The 17,074-nt window shown below is 69.6% G+C and carries 14 protein-coding genes, 1 tRNA gene and 1 pseudogene; 10 read left to right on the forward strand and 6 right to left on the reverse strand.

The annotated features are described in order from the left end of the window. Positions 1 to 945, reverse strand: a pseudogene (locus ABD378_RS19095) (SUKH-4 family immunity protein); the annotation flags it as partial. Between the two features lie 7 nt (positions 946 to 952). Next, entirely contained in the window at positions 953 to 1,939 is a 987-nt protein-coding gene (locus tag ABD378_RS19100) for an SMI1/KNR4 family protein (protein ID WP_344522128.1), read from the reverse strand. Between the two features lie 301 nt (positions 1,940 to 2,240). Here ABD378_RS19100 and ABD378_RS19105 point away from each other — a divergent pair, with 301 nt between their 5' ends. Together ABD378_RS19105 and ABD378_RS19110 are read left to right on the forward strand one after the other, a co-directional pair. Beyond that, a complete protein-coding gene (locus ABD378_RS19105; protein ID WP_344522129.1) occupies positions 2,241 to 2,798 on the forward strand; it encodes a YwqJ-related putative deaminase in 558 nt (185 codons plus the stop codon). Positions 2,799 to 2,847: 49 nt separating this feature from the next. Next, positions 2,848 to 3,369: an SUKH-3 domain-containing protein gene (locus tag ABD378_RS19110; RefSeq protein ID WP_344522130.1), complete on the forward strand. Its 522-nt coding sequence runs from the start codon at positions 2,848 to 2,850 to the stop codon at positions 3,367 to 3,369. 30 nt (positions 3,370 to 3,399) lie between these two features. Here the strand turns inward: ABD378_RS19110 and ABD378_RS19115 are convergent, their stop codons facing one another. Further along, entirely contained in the window at positions 3,400 to 4,722 is a 1,323-nt protein-coding gene (locus tag ABD378_RS19115; protein ID WP_344522131.1) for a sensor histidine kinase, read from the reverse strand. A 334-nt stretch (positions 4,723 to 5,056) separates the two neighbouring features. Between ABD378_RS19115 and ABD378_RS19120 the strand changes: the two genes are divergently transcribed. From ABD378_RS19120 to ABD378_RS19145, 6 genes are all read left to right on the forward strand, one after another. After that, positions 5,057 to 5,128 (forward strand) — tRNA-Gln (locus tag ABD378_RS19120). A 118-nt stretch (positions 5,129 to 5,246) separates the two neighbouring features. Then, positions 5,247 to 6,704, forward strand: coding sequence for a bifunctional UDP-N-acetylglucosamine diphosphorylase/glucosamine-1-phosphate N-acetyltransferase GlmU (gene glmU / locus ABD378_RS19125; protein ID WP_344522132.1), 1,458 nt, complete (start codon positions 5,247 to 5,249; stop codon positions 6,702 to 6,704). A 119-nt stretch (positions 6,705 to 6,823) separates the two neighbouring features. Further along, positions 6,824 to 7,801: a ribose-phosphate diphosphokinase gene (locus ABD378_RS19130; RefSeq protein WP_344522133.1), complete on the forward strand. Its 978-nt coding sequence runs from the start codon at positions 6,824 to 6,826 to the stop codon at positions 7,799 to 7,801. A gap of 200 nt (positions 7,802 to 8,001) precedes the next feature. Continuing rightward, the gene (locus ABD378_RS19135; RefSeq protein ID WP_344522134.1) at positions 8,002 to 8,595 is read left to right on the forward strand and encodes a 50S ribosomal protein L25/general stress protein Ctc; all 594 of its coding nucleotides are present in this window, start codon (positions 8,002 to 8,004) and stop codon (positions 8,593 to 8,595) included. A gap of 95 nt (positions 8,596 to 8,690) precedes the next feature. Next, positions 8,691 to 9,293 carry an aminoacyl-tRNA hydrolase gene (gene pth, locus ABD378_RS19140; RefSeq protein WP_344522135.1) on the forward strand — a complete coding sequence of 201 codons (603 nt, stop codon included), beginning with the start codon at positions 8,691 to 8,693 and terminating at the stop codon, positions 9,291 to 9,293. A 77-nt stretch (positions 9,294 to 9,370) separates the two neighbouring features. After that, the gene (locus ABD378_RS19145) at positions 9,371 to 9,832 is read left to right on the forward strand and encodes a hypothetical protein (RefSeq protein ID WP_344522136.1); all 462 of its coding nucleotides are present in this window, start codon (positions 9,371 to 9,373) and stop codon (positions 9,830 to 9,832) included. Positions 9,833 to 10,251: 419 nt separating this feature from the next. Here ABD378_RS19145 and ppc read toward each other — a convergent pair whose 3' ends face one another. Continuing rightward, entirely contained in the window at positions 10,252 to 12,984 is a 2,733-nt protein-coding gene (gene ppc, locus ABD378_RS19150; RefSeq protein WP_344522137.1) for a phosphoenolpyruvate carboxylase, read from the reverse strand. Between the two features lie 291 nt (positions 12,985 to 13,275). Between ppc and ABD378_RS19155 the strand changes: the two genes are divergently transcribed. Both ABD378_RS19155 and ABD378_RS19160 read left to right on the forward strand, forming a co-directional pair. Then, positions 13,276 to 14,289 carry an acyl-CoA desaturase gene (locus tag ABD378_RS19155; RefSeq protein ID WP_344522138.1) on the forward strand — a complete coding sequence of 338 codons (1,014 nt, stop codon included), beginning with the start codon at positions 13,276 to 13,278 and terminating at the stop codon, positions 14,287 to 14,289. Further along, positions 14,286 to 14,972: a TetR/AcrR family transcriptional regulator gene (locus ABD378_RS19160; protein ID WP_344522139.1), complete on the forward strand. Its 687-nt coding sequence runs from the start codon at positions 14,286 to 14,288 to the stop codon at positions 14,970 to 14,972. Before ABD378_RS19155 ends, ABD378_RS19160 begins: the two co-directional genes overlap by 4 nt. 730 nt (positions 14,973 to 15,702) lie before the next feature. Here ABD378_RS19160 and ABD378_RS19165 read toward each other — a convergent pair. Together ABD378_RS19165 and ABD378_RS19170 are read right to left on the reverse strand one after the other, a co-directional pair. Then, positions 15,703 to 16,080, reverse strand: a complete 378-nt coding sequence (locus tag ABD378_RS19165) for a VOC family protein (RefSeq protein WP_344522140.1) — start codon at positions 16,078 to 16,080, stop codon at positions 15,703 to 15,705. Further along, entirely contained in the window at positions 16,074 to 16,949 is an 876-nt protein-coding gene (locus tag ABD378_RS19170) for a trans-aconitate 2-methyltransferase (RefSeq protein ID WP_344522141.1), read from the reverse strand. Before ABD378_RS19170 ends, ABD378_RS19165 begins: the two co-directional genes overlap by 7 nt. Positions 16,950 to 17,074 lie beyond the last annotated feature (125 nt).

Consider the following 17,074-nt stretch of genomic DNA (forward strand, 5'->3'; position numbering starts at 1 on the left):
GGCGGGCGGCGGAGGCAGGTTCGGCCCCGGAGCGGCCGCGCCCGGGGGCGGGGTCTGCGCACCGGGCCCCTGCGGATAGCCGTAGGCGGACGCGTCGGGAGCACCTGCGCCAGGAGCGCCCACGCCCGGAGGCGGGGGCATGTTCGAGCCGTCGAGCGCGGGCGCCACCGTCGTCGACGGAAGCCCGCTGCCGCCGTGCATCAGCGCGGTCTTGGCCTCCGGCGCCACACCGGGCGGCGGGGTGTCGTCATCGTCACCGCCGACCAGCGGCGGCGCGAACACCGTCGCGGGCGCCGCCACCGAACGATCGTCACCGGACTCCGCGTTGGTGTCCGTACCGGCCCACGAGTTGGCCCCGGCGGGCGCGCTCGACGCCCCGGCCGCGGGCCACGGCGTACCGCTACCAGGCGCCTCGGGCGCGGCAGGCGTCGAACTGCCATACCCCGCACCCCCGTTGGACGCGTCCGACACAGGCGAGACAGGAGAGGCAGACGACACAGGCGACACAGACGACGCAGCAGCCGCGCCAGAAGCGGCACCGCTCGCGGACTCCGCCCTGCGATCCGGGATACCCAGCTTGTCCGCCGCCTCCTGGAGCCACTCCGGAGGGCTCAACAAGAACGACGTCTGATTCAGGTCGACCCGCTCCGGCGGAGCCGGAGCCGCATCCTGCGGCGCCACATCCGGGACGCCGTACTCCTCCTCGTACCGGCGGATCACCTCACCGACCGGCAGACCCGGCCAGAGCGAGGCATCACCACTGTCGCGCGCGATGACGAGCCGCTGACGGCCGCCGTCGGACACCGGACCGTTCTCACGGTCCTCCGCCCACACGACGAAACCCAGCTCGAACTCCCGCACCCGCACCTCACGATGCTGGTACCCGGGCACATCGCCGTTGATCCACTCCTCGGCGCGCTCCTGCGCCTGCGCGAAGGTCACCATCGACAAGTCACTCCCCCACCGGGACGGCACGCGCGAAGCCGCCGTCCACCATCAGGTTCGCCACGGTCTCCAACTCCGGCGGATTCCCCGCCAGCCGGGACAAGAACGCGTCGAAGTCGTCACCACACGGCAGCAGCAGCCGCTGCACCCGCTCAGCAGGCGGCCAGGCAGCCGTTTCCGAGACGTCCCGTGCGTCGTCGTACGCGCAGAACCACACCGAACCGATCCGGTCACCCTTGACCTTCACGGCGAGAATGCCGCCCTGCACGAACCCGACTCCCAGATAGTCCTTGGTGAGATGGTCCCGCAGGCATTTGTTCACGTACACCAGGTCATTGACCGCGGCCTCGTCCCGCACCGTGAAGAACGGCTGGTCGATCAGAAGACCCAGCTCCGCATCGAGCGCCGTACCGACCGGCGCACAACCGCCCGCCGCCTTCAGGAACGAACGGTAGGCACCGGGCAGCCGATACCCCAGCTCCTCCTCGGCACCGAGAATCTCCTGCTCGGTCACCGCGACCACCGACTTCGGCAGCGCGAGATGCGCGGGGCGGGTCTCCTGGAGCGGGCGCGTACCCCTCTTGTCCTGGTCCACGGGCGTCGTGGCGAGCCCGCCGTGATGCCGCAGGAGCGCCTTCACCTCCACCGGGACCAGCTCAAGGCGCCTGCCGCCCGGCACGTGATGCCAGGTCCAGCCGTGCGGGGTCGCCACCGGCGGAATCGTGTCCCACAGGTCATGATCCGCCGCGGCCATCGCCGCGTTCGCGGAGACATAGTCCGTCAGGCGCAGCTCATCGACACCGAAGCCCTCCGGAGGCTCGGCGATCTCGGCGGCCGCGCGCGCGTAGGCCGAGAAATCCGGATAGCCGTGCTCGTCCACGCGCACACCCCTGGGATGGCGCGTGGCCCGGACCGGATCCGGGAAATGCACGACCTGCCCGGCGTAGGCCGCGTTCGGCGGCGCGGCTTGCTGCCCCAGCCGACCTGTCGTCATGGCGGTTGCCCCCTGCGGCACTGTGAATGGTTCTGCGGATCGCTGTGCGTGGATTGTGCGTACTTCGTCCTGCGTTCCGCAGTCTGCGGATGTCGACAGCCTATGCGTAAGGACGACACCGGTCACCGGGCCTCCGGTTCCATGACCAGCAGCCACCGCACCGTCACCGTGCGACGAAAGCCGGGCGTGTCGCGGCGCCCCAGCTTCCGCACCACCCGCCCCATTTGGCAGGCTGTCCCCGCAACGCGGGGGCGTGGCACACGCGGTCACAGCCGCGAGTTGCGGGGAGGGAAGCACCACCATGCACACGGCACAGACCGGCACGGCCGGTCACACGGCGGCCACGACGGCGCACACGGCAACCGCCGACAACCCCGCCGGCACGGGAGATCCACGCGTCGGCTGGAGCAACACGTCCGCGCACGCGCCCACACTGCGCCAGCGCCGCGACGGCATACTCCCCACCGTCGCCGCCGCACTCTCCGTCCGCGGCGCGACCCTCACGAGCACCGCGGGACGCGGCGAAGAACCTCCCGCTCTGCACCCACTCGTACAGGACTTCCTCGACACCCTCACAAGCGGCCAGCGCGAACGCTTCACCGGACGGTGCGCCGAAGCCATCCTCATCTCACGCCACCTCACGGCGGCCGACAACAGCCGCTCCAAACGCGCGGCACGAAAACCGATGACCAACGGCGAGGCCCGCAAGGCCCTCAAGCACGCCAAACTCACCACCCGCCGCATCCGCGAGGACGGCGACCCCCTGCACGGCGGCTTCGCCCGCCCCTGCCGCTCCTGCACCGCCCTCACCTCGCACTTCGGCGTACGGATCGTGGAACCCACGACCCCGGAATCCTGACCCCCACCACCGCCGAACCGAGAACCGCGAACCACAACGAGGGCCGCCCATGCACACGGAACAGCACACCGACCACCCCACCACCCCCACAGCCGCATCACCCCGCTTCCCCGTCCCCGTCGACGCCGCCCTGCGCGCCGCAGGCTGGACCCCCGGACGCTGGGACATAAAGCAGGCCGAGATCTGGGCCGACGTCCTGCGCCGCCACACCTCACCGGCAGGACACCAGCACGCCGTCTTCCCCGCCGCCGTCGAAGCCTGGGCCGAATTCGGCGGACTCCACATCACCCCCCAGGGCCCCGGCCGCCACATAGCGCCCGCCGCCGTACACCTGGACCCCCTCTACGGCCTCCACCTCGCCCGCACCCTCGGCGACCTCGGCCGCGCCCTCGACACCGAGGTCTGCCCCATAGGAGAGGAGACAGAGACCCAGGCCCTCCTGGCCATCGACGCCGAAGGCCGCGTCTACAGCCTCGACCACAGCGGCGACTGGTACCTCGGCTCCCACATCGACGAAGCCCTCGCCACCCTGGCATCCGGCACCCAGCCAGAACGCCTCAAAGCAGGCTGAGACACACCCGACGCCGGCGCCCGGACGGGCCTAAGCGACCGCGGGCAGCACAGCCGACACCCGGAAACCACCCGCATCCGTCGGCCCCGACACAAAAACACCGCCCAACGCGGTGACCCGCTCCTTCATGCCCACCAGACCATTGCCCCCACTGGGCAGCCGCGCATCCCCCGGACCCGCCTCCGGCGGCGGCTCGTTCTCCACCTGCATCGCGATCTCCGCACCACGATGCGCGAGCCGGACATACGTCTTGGCGCCCGCCGCGTGCTTGTGCACGTTCGTCAACGCCTCCTGAACCACGCGGTACGCGGTCTGCTCGACATCCGCCGCATACGCACGCGACTCACCCTCCACGGACAGATCCACCGCCATCCCCGCCGCACGGGACTGCCCCACCAACTCCTCGAGCTCCTCCAGACACGGCCCGTCCTCATCCACCGCACGCGAAGCAGCAGCCGCCGCCGCGAACCCCACAGCGGCCAACGGCACGGCATCCGACACCGACCCATGCCGACCACCCGCAGCGGGCACACTCTCCCCGGCCCGCAGCACCCCGAGCATCTCGCGCAACTCCGTCAACGCCTGCCGCCCCATGTCACCGACGAGGGCGGCATTCTTGACAGCCTTCTCCGGATCCTTCCTCGCCACAGCCTGCAACGCGGCAGCATGCACCACCATCAAACTCACCCGATGCGCGACGACATCATGCATCTCCCGCGCGATCCGGGTCCGCTCCTCATTACGCGCCCACTCCGCCCGCTCCTCGGCCCGCTCCGCAAGCAGCTGCAACTCACGCTCCAGGCTGTCCGCACGCTCCCGAAGACTCTCCATCAACCGCCGCCGAGCCCCCACATACAACCCGAGCAAGATCGGCGGCGCCGTCAGCCCAATAGAGGTGGTGATCGCGATGAACGGTATGAACCCCTCCGCGAACCCCAGCTCCCCGCTCTCCATGTCCTGCCGAGTCCGCACCAACGTCACGATGAGCGTCCCCAGCAACGACATCCCCGCGAGCGACCCAATAATCCGCCGAGGCAGTTCAGAAGCGGCCAACGTATAAAGCCCGACCACGGTCAGGAAGATCCCCATCTGCGCAGGCGTGATCGCGATGGAAATGAGCACCACGGCAATCGGCCAACGCCGCCGCAACACCAGCGAGGCCCCCGCAAGAACCCCGAACGCCACCCCCACCCCCGTGGGAACCCCCGTGTCCCCCGAGAACGTGATCCCCTCTGCCCCACACTCCGCCGCCGAGGCCAACGCGAGCCCCACATCCAACACGGCACTACGCCGCCGCTCCCACCACCACGGCCCGGTCACGGCCGCGCTGCGGTTCTCCCCCGTCGTGGTCATGCCGTCCAGCCTACGGGCGACAAGCCCTCCTTTTCCGGCGAGTTTCCGGCTCAGTGATCGAACGCACGCGCTGTTCGACGCGAAACGAAACGGCCAGAAATCCCTCGAACTGTTGAACCGCCCCCGTTCCCGGCCGGACGCCCGTATTCCGGACGAGGGTCGCGAAGGACCTCGCACCGTGCGCAAGAACACGGGAGACGGGTACCACGGGTGCCTCATGATCTACGTAAGGCAAAGCGATGATCTCTACCGTCGCATGGAAGGGGCTTGGTACGGCATAGTGTTGGGTGCCGAAACGGCGACCTAATCAAATGTCCGGTTTGGGTCGCTTTAATCCCCCGTGGTGTAATTGGCAGCACTGTGGCTTTTGGTGCCATCTGTCCGGGTTCAAGTCCTGGCGGGGGAGCTTCTTCTGTTCGGGTCCTGACTGCTAGGTCAGGACCCGCCCTCATTTCCGCCCCACAACGCCCCGGTATCCTGCGGATGTCCACTCCCCGCACATCCCGAAGCCGAAGGGCACCCCCGTGAGCGCCAACAGCCCGGCAGCCGTCGTCGTCCTCGCAGCGGGTGAGGGCACCCGTATGAAGTCGGCCACCCCCAAGGTCCTGCATGAGATCTGCGGGCGTTCCCTCATCGGGCACGTGCTCGAAGCCGCGTACGCGCTGAGCCCGGAGCGGCTCGTCACCGTCGTCGGGTTCGCCCGCGAGCAGGTCGTCGCGCACCTGGGGACGATCGCCCCGGACGTCCGCACGGCGTACCAGAGCGAGCAGAAGGGCACGGGTCACGCCGTCCGTATCGCCCTGGACGAGCTCGGCGGTTCCGTGGACGGGACGGTCATCGTCGTCTGTGGTGACACCCCGCTGCTTACGGGTGCGACGTTGCAGAAGCTGGCCGCGACGCACACGGGCGACGGCAACGCCGTGACGGTGCTGACCGCCGAGGTTCCGGATGCGACCGGTTACGGCCGGATCGTGCGGGACGGTGAGAGCGGTGCGGTGACGGGCATCGTCGAGCACAAGGACGCCACCGAGACGCAGCGCCTGATCCGTGAGATCAACTCCGGGGTGTTCGCGTTCGACGGGCAGCTGCTGGCGAAGGCGCTGGGCAAGGTGCGTACGGACAACAGTCAGGGTGAGGAGTACCTGACGGATGTTCTGGGGATCCTGCGGGAGGCGGGGCATCGTGTGGGTGCCGCTGTCACGGGTGATCATGAGGAGATCGCGGGGATCAACAACCGCGTGCAACTGGCCGCTGCTCGGCGCACCTTGAACGACCGCCTGCTCACCGAGGCGATGCTGGCCGGTGTCACGGTCGTGGACCCCGCGTCGACGTGGGTGGACGCGACGGTGACGTACGAGCAGGACGCGCTCGTGCATCCGGGTACGCAGTTGCAGGGGACGACGCATCTTGGTGAGGGTGCCGAGGTGGGGCCCAACTCCCGTCTGCGGAACGTCAGGGTGGGTGCGGGGGCGCGGGTGGACAACACGGTCGCGTACGACTCCGAGGTGGGGGAGCAGGCGAGTGTGGGTCCGTACGCGTATCTGCGGCCGGGTACCCGGCTCGGTGTGAGGGCCAAGGCGGGTACGTATGTGGAGATGAAGAACGCGACGATCGGTGAGGGGACGAAGGTTCCGCATCTTTCCTACGTGGGTGACGCGACGATCGGTGATTTCACCAACATCGGTGCTGCGAGTGTCTTTGTGAATTACGACGGTGAGGCGAAGCACCACACGACGGTGGGGTCGCACTGCAAGACGGGTTCGGACAACATGTTTGTGGCTCCTGTCACGGTGGGGGACGGGGCTTATACGGCGGCGGGTTCGGTCATCACGAAGGATGTTCCGGCGGGTTCGTTGGCTGTGGCCCGTGGCCAGCAGCGGAATATCGAGGGTTGGGTGGCGCGTAAGCGTCCGGGCAGCGCGGCTGCGAGGGCGGCGGAGGCGGCGTCGGGGGAGTCCAGGAATTCGGCAAGCGGAAGCTGACCGGAAACAGGTGCGTCGGACTCGGCGTACCGTGATAGATGCACACCATTTCGGCCGACTCAGCGCAACGGGACGCGCGGGGCGGCAGCGGGAAGAACTCGTCTGAGGAGACAAGTGCTGTGACCGGGATCAAGACGACCGGCGAGAAGAAGTTGATGCTCTTCTCCGGCCGCGCCCACCCCGAGTTGGCCGAGGAGGTCGCACACAGGCTGGGTGTCGGCATCGTGCCGACGAAGGCTTTCGATTTCGCCAATGGCGAGATCTATGTGCGGTATCAGGAGTCGGCTCGTGGCGCGGACTGCTTCTTGATCCAGAGCCACACGGCTCCGATCAACAAGTGGATCATGGAGCAGTTGATCATGATCGACGCGCTGAAGCGCGCGTCGGCTCGCTCCATCACCGTGATCGTGCCGTTCTACGGCTACGCGCGCCAGGACAAGAAGCACCGTGGCCGTGAGCCGATCTCGGCCCGTCTGGTGGCGGACCTGATGAAGACGGCGGGCGCGGACCGTATCCTCACGGTCGACCTGCACACGGACCAGATCCAGGGCTTCTTCGACGGCCCGGTCGATCATCTCTTCGCGCTGCCGGTCCTCGCGGACTATGTGGGCGCGAAGGTCGACCGTTCGAAGCTGACGGTGGTCTCCCCCGACGCCGGCCGTGTGCGTGTCGCGGACCGCTGGTGCGACCGTCTGGGCGCTCCGCTGGCGATCGTGCACAAGCGCCGTGACAAGGACGTCGCCAACCAGGTCACCGTGCACGAGGTCGTCGGTGACGTGCGGGGCCGTGTCTGTGTCCTGGTCGACGACATGATCGACACCGGTGGCACGATCTGCGCCGCCGCCGACGCGCTGTTCGCGCACGGTGCGGAGGACGTCATCGTGACGGCGACGCACGGTGTGCTGTCCGGTCCGGCCGCGGATCGTCTGAAGAACTCCAAGGTGAGCGAGTTCGTGTTCACGGACACGCTGCCCGACCCGGGTGACCTGGAGCTCGACAAGATCACGGTGCTTTCGATCGCGCCGACGATCGCGAACGCGGTGCGTGAGGTCTTCGAGGACGGTTCGGTGACGAGCCTCTTCGACGAGCAGGCGTAGCCCTTCGGGGCTTGCTGAAGATCGATTTTTGGGGCGGCCTCCCCGCCGGGTAGACTCACTGAGTTGCTCGGCGAGGGAGGCCGTACTCATTGCAGTACGGCGGTCCGTTATCGACGCGCTCTTCGTAGCAGGCCAGTAAGTCGTATGGCCGGGTAACTGCCCCCATCCGACATACCTGATCTGACTTACGAGGAGTGCACATGTCCGAGGTCAAGCTCGCCGCCGAGACCCGCACCGAGTTCGGCAAGGGCGCCGCGCGCCGCATCCGCCGCGAGAGCAAGGTTCCGGCCGTTGTCTACGGTCACGGCGGCGACCCCATCCACGTCACGCTTCCGGGCCACGAGCTGCACCTCGCGCTCCGTACGTCCAACGTCCTCCTTGCCCTGGACATCGACGGCAAGAAGCACCTGGCGATCCCGAAGGCCGTCCAGCGTGACGCCATCAAGGGCTTCCTCGAGCACGTCGACCTGCTGCTCGTCCGTCAGGGCGAGAAGGTCAACGTCGACATCTACGTCCACACCGAGGGTGAGCTCGCCCCGGGCGGCAACCTGCTCGAGCACGTGCTGAACGCGCTGCCCGTCGAGGCCGAGGCCACGCACATCCCGGAGTCGGTGACCGTCTCCATCGCCGGTCTCGAGGCCGGTGCGACCATCCTCGCCAAGGACATCCCGCTGCCCTCCGGCACCACCCTGAACGTCGAGGAAGACACCGTCGTCCTCCAGGTTCTGGCCGCGCAGGCCGAGGAGGCCGCTGAGGCCACCGAGGGCGAGGCCGACGCCGCCGCCGAGGCCTGAGCCTCGATCGCGTTCGACTGAGCTTCATCGGGCTCGACCTGCCAACCGCCGCTCCGCGCTCCTGCGCGGGGCGGCGGTTGGGCTATGAAGGAGACATGCAGATGACGACGGACCCCAGCGCGCCCTGGCTGATCGTGGGTCTGGGCAATCCGGGCCCTGGGTACGCCATGAACCGGCACAACGTGGGCTTCATGGTGGCCGATCTCCTCGCGGAGCGGATGGGCGGCTCGTTCAAGCGGAGCGGGCGTGCGCAGGCGCAGGTGTTGGAGGGCCGGATCGGTCCGGCGGGCCCGGGGAGCCGCCGGGTGGTCGTGGCGAAGCCGATGTCGTACATGAATGTGTCGGGTGGTCCGGTGACGGCGCTGCGCGACTTCTACAAGGTGCCGACGGCGAACATCGTCGCGATCCACGACGAGCTGGACATCGACTACGGCACGCTGCGGCTGAAGCTGGGCGGTGGCGACAACGGCCACAACGGTCTGAAGTCGATGACGAAGGCGATGGGTCCGGACTACCACCGGGTGCGGTTCGGGATCGGTCGCCCGCCGGGGCGTATGCAGGTCGCGGACTTCGTCCTGAAGGACTTTTCGTCGGCGGAGCGCAAGGAGTTGGGTTACTTCGTGGACCGGGCGTCGGATGCGGCGGAGGCGCTGGTGATCGAGGGTTTGGAGCGGGCGCAGAGCTCGTACAACTCCTGAGTCCCTGAGCGGTTACCTGCGAGCTGTTGACTGACTTCTGTTGACTGAGCGCATCCCTATGGCCAAGGATCGCCGCCATGAATGCGCTGCTTCTCGTACGTCGGTCGGCGATGGGCGGGCTCGCGGCGCTGCTGCTTGTCGCGGGCGTCTGGGCGTCCTGGGGCACGGCGCAGCATGTGATGCTCACCGATGAGCGTGAGCGGGGCACGATGCGGGTGACGGGCTGTTCCTCCGACGACTGCGTCGGTACGTACGTCCCCTCGTCCTCCGGGTCCAAGCCGCGCGGCCGGGTCGTGATCGACCGCTCGATCGCGGAGAAGAAGGGGGTGCGGGTTCCGGTGGCCGTGAAGCCCGGCACCTCCGAGGTCGTCCGTACGGGTGGCCCCGGGTTCCTCCACGCGTGGCTGCCGCTGGGCGGTGCGCTGCTGCTTGCCTCGGTGGTGGTGGCCGGGGGGCTGCGTCTCCACCGCACGGCGTGGGGCCTGGCCTTGGCGGGCGCGGCCCTCCTGACGGCATCCTTCGCAACCCTCACGCTCTGACCCCGCCCCCACCAAAGCCCACCGCTTCGCGGCGGATCTCCCCCACCCACCCACCCGATTACCCCGCATCGCGGGGGGGGTGGGCACTGCACCGTCGCGACCGGGCCGCCGCTGCACGCTGTGAGGGGTGGTTTGGGCGGGTCACTGCGCCGTCGGTGAGGGGCAGCGCAGGCGATTCCTGCGTCGTCGCCACCAGACCCGCCCACCCGCCCGATCACCCGGCATCACAGGGCAGGCGGAGGACGCGGAAGCGCCCCTACGGCACAACCCGACGCCGGGTGATCGGGTGGGTGGGCGGGAAAAGATCCGCCGCGAAGCGGCGGGACGACAAGCCCGGCGCCTACCCCGCCCAGGGAGGGACGCCCGCCAAGCAAGGCAATGCAAAGCAATGCGAGGCAAGGCGCCCCCGCCCGGAAAAATCAGCCGGTGTTCCGCAGGCCCGCCGCCACACCGTTGACGGTGAGAAGCAGGGCGCGGCCCAGCAGCGGGTCCGGCTCGTCGCCCCGCGAGGCCGCGTCGCGCTGGCGCTTCAGGAGCGCGACCTGGAGGTAGGAGATCGGGTCCAGGTAGGCGTCACGGATGCCGAACGTCTGCTGGAGCTCCGGGTGGGAGTCGAGCAGTTGCTCGCCGCCGGTGACGCGAAGGACTTCCTGCACCGTCAGCGCGTGCTCCGCCTCGATCACGTCGAAGACGTGCTTCAGCTCGTCGGGGACGAGCGTGTCCACGTAGTGGCGGGCGATCCGCAGGTCCGTCTTGGCCAGGGTCATCTCCACGTTCGAGATGAAGTTCTGGAAGAAGTGCCAGTGCTCCTGCATCTCGCCGAGCACGGTGTCAAGACCGGCCTCACGCAGCGCCTTCAGGCCCGAGCCGACGCCGAACCAGCCCGGCACGATCTGCCGCGACTGCGTCCAGCCGAAGACCCACGGGATGGCGCGCAGGCCGTCGAGCGAGACGCCCGAGCCGGGGCGGCGGGAGGGCCGGGAGCCGAGGTGCAGGTCGGCGAGCTGGTCGACCGGCGTCGACGCGAGGAAGTACGTCGGCAGGTCCGGGTCCTCGACGAGCCGCCGGTAGGCGGAGTGCGCGGCGTCCGATGCGACGTCCATCGCCGCGTCCCAGCGGGCGAGCGCCTCGTCGGACTGGCGGGGAGCCGTGTGCAGGGCGGAGGCCTGCAGCGTCGCCGCCACCGTCAGTTCGAGGTTCTCCCTGGCCAGCGACGGCACGAGGTACTTGTCGGAGATGACCTCGCCCTGCTCGGTCACCTTGATCTCGCCCTCGAGGGTGCCCCAGGGCTGGGCCAGGATCGCGTCGTGGGAGGGGCCGCCGCCACGCCCGACCGTGCCGCCACGGCCGTGGAAGAGCCGCAGCCGCACGCCGTAGCGGTGGGCGACGTCACGCAGACGCCTCTGCGCCCGGTGGATCTCCCACTGCGAGGTGGTGATGCCGCCGAACTTGGAGGAGTCCGAGTAGCCGAGCATGACTTCCTGGACGTCACCACGGAGCGCGACCAGCCTGCGGTAGGACGGGTCGGCGAGCATCTCGTCGAGGATGACGTCGGCGGCGCGCAGCTCGTCCGTCGTCTCCAGGAGCGGCACGATGCCGATCTTCGCCCAGCCGGCGTGCAGGTCGATGAGCCCGGCCTCGCGGGCCAGGACGGCCGCCGCGAAGACGTCGTCCGCGCCCTGGCACATCGAGATGATGTACGACTCGATGACCTCGGGCCCGAAGACTTCCAGGGCCTTCTTCACGGTGAGGAAGACCCCGAGGGTCTTCTCGCCCGCGGCGTCCACCGGTGCCGGGGACGGGCCGAGCGGCCTGCGCGAACGCAGTTCCTTGGCGAGCAGCTTCTGCCGGTACTCGCGGGGCATGTCCACGTACCGCCAGGACTCCTCGCCCAGTCGGTCGAAGAGCTGGCCGAGCGCGTGGTGGTGGGCGTCGGCGTGCTCACGTACGTCCATGGTGGCGAGCTGCAGGCCGAACGCGGCGAGCGTACGGATCGTGCGGTTCATCCGGCCGTCGGCGAACAGGGCGCCCTTGTGCTCGCGCAGCGACGTCTGGATGAGGGTGAGGTCGTGGATGAGCTCGCCGGTGCCGAGGTAGTCGCGCCCGTCCTCGTGGGCGGTGCCGCGGGCCAGGCGCTCCTTGGTGTTCTCCAGCTTCTGCCGGATGCAGGTGGCCTTGAGGCGGTAGGGCTCCTCGGAGTTCAGCCGCTTGTAGCGGGGGCTGATCTCGGGCAGCCGCTCCAGGTCGAGCTGGAGGGAGGCCTTCAGTTCCTCGGTGGCTCCGGTGTAGCGGATGGAGTTGGAGAGGAAGCCGCGCAGCTCGTCGATGAGGGCGAGGGCGTCGTTGATGCCGTGCTCGTGCTGGAGGATCAGGACGTCCCAGGTGACGGCGGGTGTCACGTTCGGGTTGCCGTCGCGGTCGCCGCCGATCCAGGTGCCGAAGGTGAGCGGCCTGGTGCCTTCGGGCAGCTGGACGCCGACGCGCTCGAGCTCGGCGGTGAGGTCTTCCAGTACGTCCCCGACGGCGCCGGCGTGCAGCTCGTCCAGGTAGTAGATGGCGTTGCGGGCCTCGTCGGCGGGTTCCGGGCGGACGACGCGCAGCTCGTCGGTCTGCCACACCAGGTCGATGTTCTCGGCGAGGCGGGTGTCGTGGCGGCGCCGGTCGGCCTCGATGACCGGGGTCTCCAGGAGCTCGGCGACGCGGCGCAGCTTGTTGAGGACGGAGCGGCGGGCGGCCTCGGTGGGGTGCGCGGTGAAGACGGGGCGCACGTTCAGGTGCTCCACGGTCTGGCGCAGGTGCTCGGGGTCGGCGTCCTTGAGCCGGTCCGCCGTACGGGCGAGGAGCCCGCCCTCGGCGGCACGCCGGGCGCGCAGCTCGCGCCCGCGGTGGACCTGCTCGGTCACGTTCGCCAGGTGGAAGTACGTGGAGAAGGCGCGGACGAGCTTGGCCGCGGTCTCCAGTTCGGTGCCGCCGAGCAGGCGGGCGGCGGCCTCGCCGTCCTCGCGGGTCAGGCGGCGGACCTTCTCGACCAGTTCGAGGAGCTCTGAGCCCTCCTGACGTACGAGGGTCTCGCCCAGCAGGTCGCCGAGGCGTCGGATGTCGGCGCGCAGCTCGGTGCTGGCTGTGGTGGTCTGGTCGTCGGCACTGCTCACAGGTGCGGCTCCTTGCAGTGTTGAAGCACGTCAGTTCTGGGAGGGGGGTCCCCGGCCGGATAGGAATCCGCGTTCCGGGGGACTTAGAGAGAGCGGACCGCGCTGTCCGACCGTTCCAAGGATAGGTGTCACATCGCGGCACGGACTCGCAGCCTCTTGCCGCGGGGTTCCGCGCTGCCATACTTACGACGCCGTAGGTTACGGGACCGTAGATAACGCGGGACCCGTGATCGTGCGCCCGCCGCACTCGCGCCGTGACCCTCAACCCTCGACCCCACAGGGGACGTGCCCATGACCCCATCTTCCGATGCGTATTCCGACACCGATGTGATCGACGACGCTTCGCGGCCGACGACCGACGACGCTTCACCGCCTGCCGTCCCGTCCGCGACGCTGGGCGGTGAGCAGAAGCGGTCGCTGGAGCAGATCACGCTGCTGTTGTTCATCACCGTCCCGTTCCTCGCCCTGGTCGCGGCGGTGCCGCTGGCCTGGGGCTGGGGGGTGAGCTGGCTGGACCTCGGCCTGCTGGTGTTCATGTACTACCTGGGGTGCCACGGCATCACGATCGGTTTCCACCGCTATTTCACGCATGGTTCCTTCAAGGCGAAGCGTCCGCTGCGGATCGCGCTCGCCGTGGCGGGGTCGATGGCGGTGGAGGGCCCGCTGGTGCGCTGGGTGGCGGATCACCGCAAGCACCACAAGTTCTCCGACGCGGAGGGCGACCCGCACTCTCCGTGGCGCTTCGGCGAGACGGTCCCGGCCCTGATGAAGGGCCTGTGGTGGGCGCACATCGGCTGGATGTTCGATGAGGAGCAGACGTCGCAGGAGAAGTACGCGCCGGACCTGATCAAGGATCCGGCGATCCGCCGGATCTCGCGTCAGTTCCTGCTCTGGACGATCGTGTCGCTGGGCATTCCGCCGCTGGTGGGCGGCCTGGTGACGATGTCGTGGTGGGGTGCTTTCACGGCGTTCTTCTGGGGTTCGCTGGTCCGGGTGGCCCTGCTGCACCACGTCACGTGGTCGATCAATTCGATCTGTCACGCGGTGGGCAAGCGCCCCTTCAAGTCGCGCGACCGTTCGGGCAATGTGTGGTGGCTTGCGGTCCTGTCCTGCGGTGAGTCCTGGCACAACCTCCACCACGCCGATCCGACGTCGGCGCGGCACGGTGTGCTGAAGGGCCAGGTCGACTCGTCGGCGCGGATCATCCGCTGGTGCGAGCAGCTCGGCTGGGCGACGGACGTGCGCTGGCCGTCCCGGTCCCGTATCGACTCCCGCCGGAAGCCGAAGACCGTCGGCCCGGCATGATTGACGACGTGGCGACCGACTCCAGCAATTCCAGCCCCTCCAGCAAAGAGAAGCAGCCCCGGCGTACGCGCCGGACCCGGATGACGGGTGCCGAGCGCCGGGAGCAGTTGCTGGACATCGGCCGCACGCTCTTCGCGGCCAAGGGCTTCGAGGGCACGTCCGTGGAGGAGATCGCGGCGAAGGCCGGCGTCTCCAAGCCTGTCGTGTACGAGCATTTCGGCGGCAAGGAGGGGCTGTACGCGGTGGTGGTGGACCGCGAGATGCGGGCGCTGCTTGACGGTGTGACGGGAGCGCTGACGGCGGGCCATCCGCGCGAGCTCCTCGAACAGGCGGCGTTCGCCCTCCTCGACTACATCGAGACGTACACGGACGGCTTCCGCATCCTGGTCCGCGATTCGCCGGTGGCGCAGTCGACGGGCACCTTCGCCTCGCTCATCTCGGACATCGCGACGCAGGTGGAGGACATTCTGGGCCAGGAGTTCAAGACGCGGGGCTTCGACCAGAAGCTGGCGCCGCTGTACGCGCAGGCGCTCGTGGGCATGGTGGCGCTGACCGGCCAGTGGTGGCTGGACGTCCGCAAGCCGAAGAAGGCGGAGGTGGCGGCGCACCTGGTGAACCTGGCGTGGCACGGCCTTGACGGACTCGAGCCGAAGCCGCGGCTGATAGGCCACCGAAAGAGCTGACGCCCCAGGGCGGACACCTGTACGCGGGGGTCCGGGCCTCCGGGGCGAGACCACCCCGGAGCCGCCCCACCCCGCGCCGCTCCGGCGTGCCCCCTGCGGCACCTACGCCCTGCGGCACCCGCGCCCTCCAAGACCGCGCCCTGCGGCGCCCGCCCCCTCCAAGCCCGCCGCTTCGCGGCGGATGTCTCCCGCCCACCCACCCGATTACCCCGCAGCGGGGAACGGGTGGGTGGGAAGCGTCCGATGCTGCGGGGTGATCGGGTGGGCGGGCGGGAAGCACCCGACGCACGGGGCAACGCACCACCGAGCAGTCGGGAAGCTGCCACCACAGGGCGATCGGGCGGGCGGGCGGGAAGCACCCGACGCACGGGGCAACGCACCACCGAGCAGTCGGGAAGCTGCCACCGCCGGGTGATCGGGTGGGCGGGTGGGAAACACTCGGTGCACGGGGCAACGGGCCACCCAGCAGTCGGGAAGCTGACGCCACAGGGTGATCGGGTGGGTGGGTGGGAAGCACTCGGTGCACGGGGAACGGGCCCCGAGCCTTCGGGAAGCTGACGCCGCGGGGTGATCGGGTGGGTGGGTGGGAAGCACTCGGTGCACGGGGAACGGGCCCCGAGCCTTCGGGAAGCTGACGCCGCGGGGTGATCGGGTGGGTGGGTGGGAGGGATCCGTCGCGGAGCGGCGGTTCTGTGTGGGGGCACACAGAGGTGCGCCCCGGTCGCTGCGGCTACTGCCGATCCCGCTCCAGGAACTCCAGGCGGTTGCCCACCGGGTCCTCCGCGTAGAAGCGCCGGTGCCCCGGCAGGGCGTGGTCCCAGGTGATGGGCACGCCCCGGGAGGACAGCCTCTCCGCGTAGGCGGAGATGTCCCGCACCCGCAGCCCCGGGTGCGCCTTGCGGGCCGGGCGGAAGTCCGCCTCGATCCCGAGGTGCAGCCGCACGGCCCCGGTCCCGGCCCCCGCCAGGAACCAGCACCCGCCCCGCCCGGCAAGCGCTCCCGGCTTGGGGATCTCGGTCATGCCGAGCACCCCGCAGTAGAAGGCCCGAAGCTCCGGCTCGCTCCCCGCAGGGGCGGCCAGCTGGATGTGGTCGATGCCGGTCAGCATGGGACGGCTCGTCCCTTCCGCCGGGCCACCCCGAAGACCCTGCGGAAGGGGAAGACCGTGCCGTTCGCCCCCGCCGGGTACGCCTTTCTCAGCAGCTCCCGGTACTCGGAGAGGAATTGCTCCCTCGCCTCCGCGTCGTCCGCCAGGGCCGTCAGGACCGGCCGCAGGCCCGTCCCCTTCACCCAGTCCAGGACCGGGTCCTCCCCCTCCAGCAGGTGCAGATACGTCGTCTCCCACGCGTCCACCTCACACCCCAGCGGGACAAGCCGCTCCAGATAGGCCGTCGGCGTGAGCACCGCGTCCGCGTGGCGGAGCCGGCCGCCGAGCCGGGACCGCCACCGCTCGGACTCGCTCAGCTCGCGCATCAGGACGTGGCTCGGGGCGTCGAAGTTGCCGGGGACCTGGAAGGCGAACGTGCCGCCGGGGGTCAGCGCCGCGATCCAGGCGGGGAAGGACTCCGGGTGGCCCGGCACCCATTGGAGCGTCGCGTTGGACAGGATCAGGTCGTACGTCCCCTCGGGCGGCGCCCAGCCCGACGCGTCCCCCTCGGCGAAGTCCAGGCGGCCGCCCCCGGAAGTGGGGCCCGCCAGGCCCTCCGCCTGCTCCAGCATCTGAGGGGAGTTGTCGAAGCCCGTGATGTGCGCCGTGGGCCAGCGTTCGGCCAGGAGGCGGGTGACGTTGCCTGGGCCGCAGCCCAGGTCCGCGATGCGCGGCGCACGGCCGTCGGCGGCCGGGAGCTCGGGGACCCGGGCCAGCAGGTCCACGAAGGGTCGGGCACGGTGCCCGGAGTGACGCAGGTACTGGCCCGGGTCCCAGATGGGGGTGGGAGTGGGGGTGGGGGTGGAGCTGCTGCTGGGGGCGGCGGACATGGGTGGGCCTCCTCTGGGCAAGGGCCTGGGACCTCGGCGTCGCAGCGACGTCGGCTCGGCGTCTTAGCGACTTCGGCTCGGCGTCGTAGAGACTTCGGCTCAGCTTCGTACCGGCGTCACATCGC

The organism is Streptomyces rectiviolaceus (genome assembly GCF_039533825.1).
Classification (GTDB): domain Bacteria; phylum Actinomycetota; class Actinomycetes; order Streptomycetales; family Streptomycetaceae; genus Streptomyces; species Streptomyces rectiviolaceus.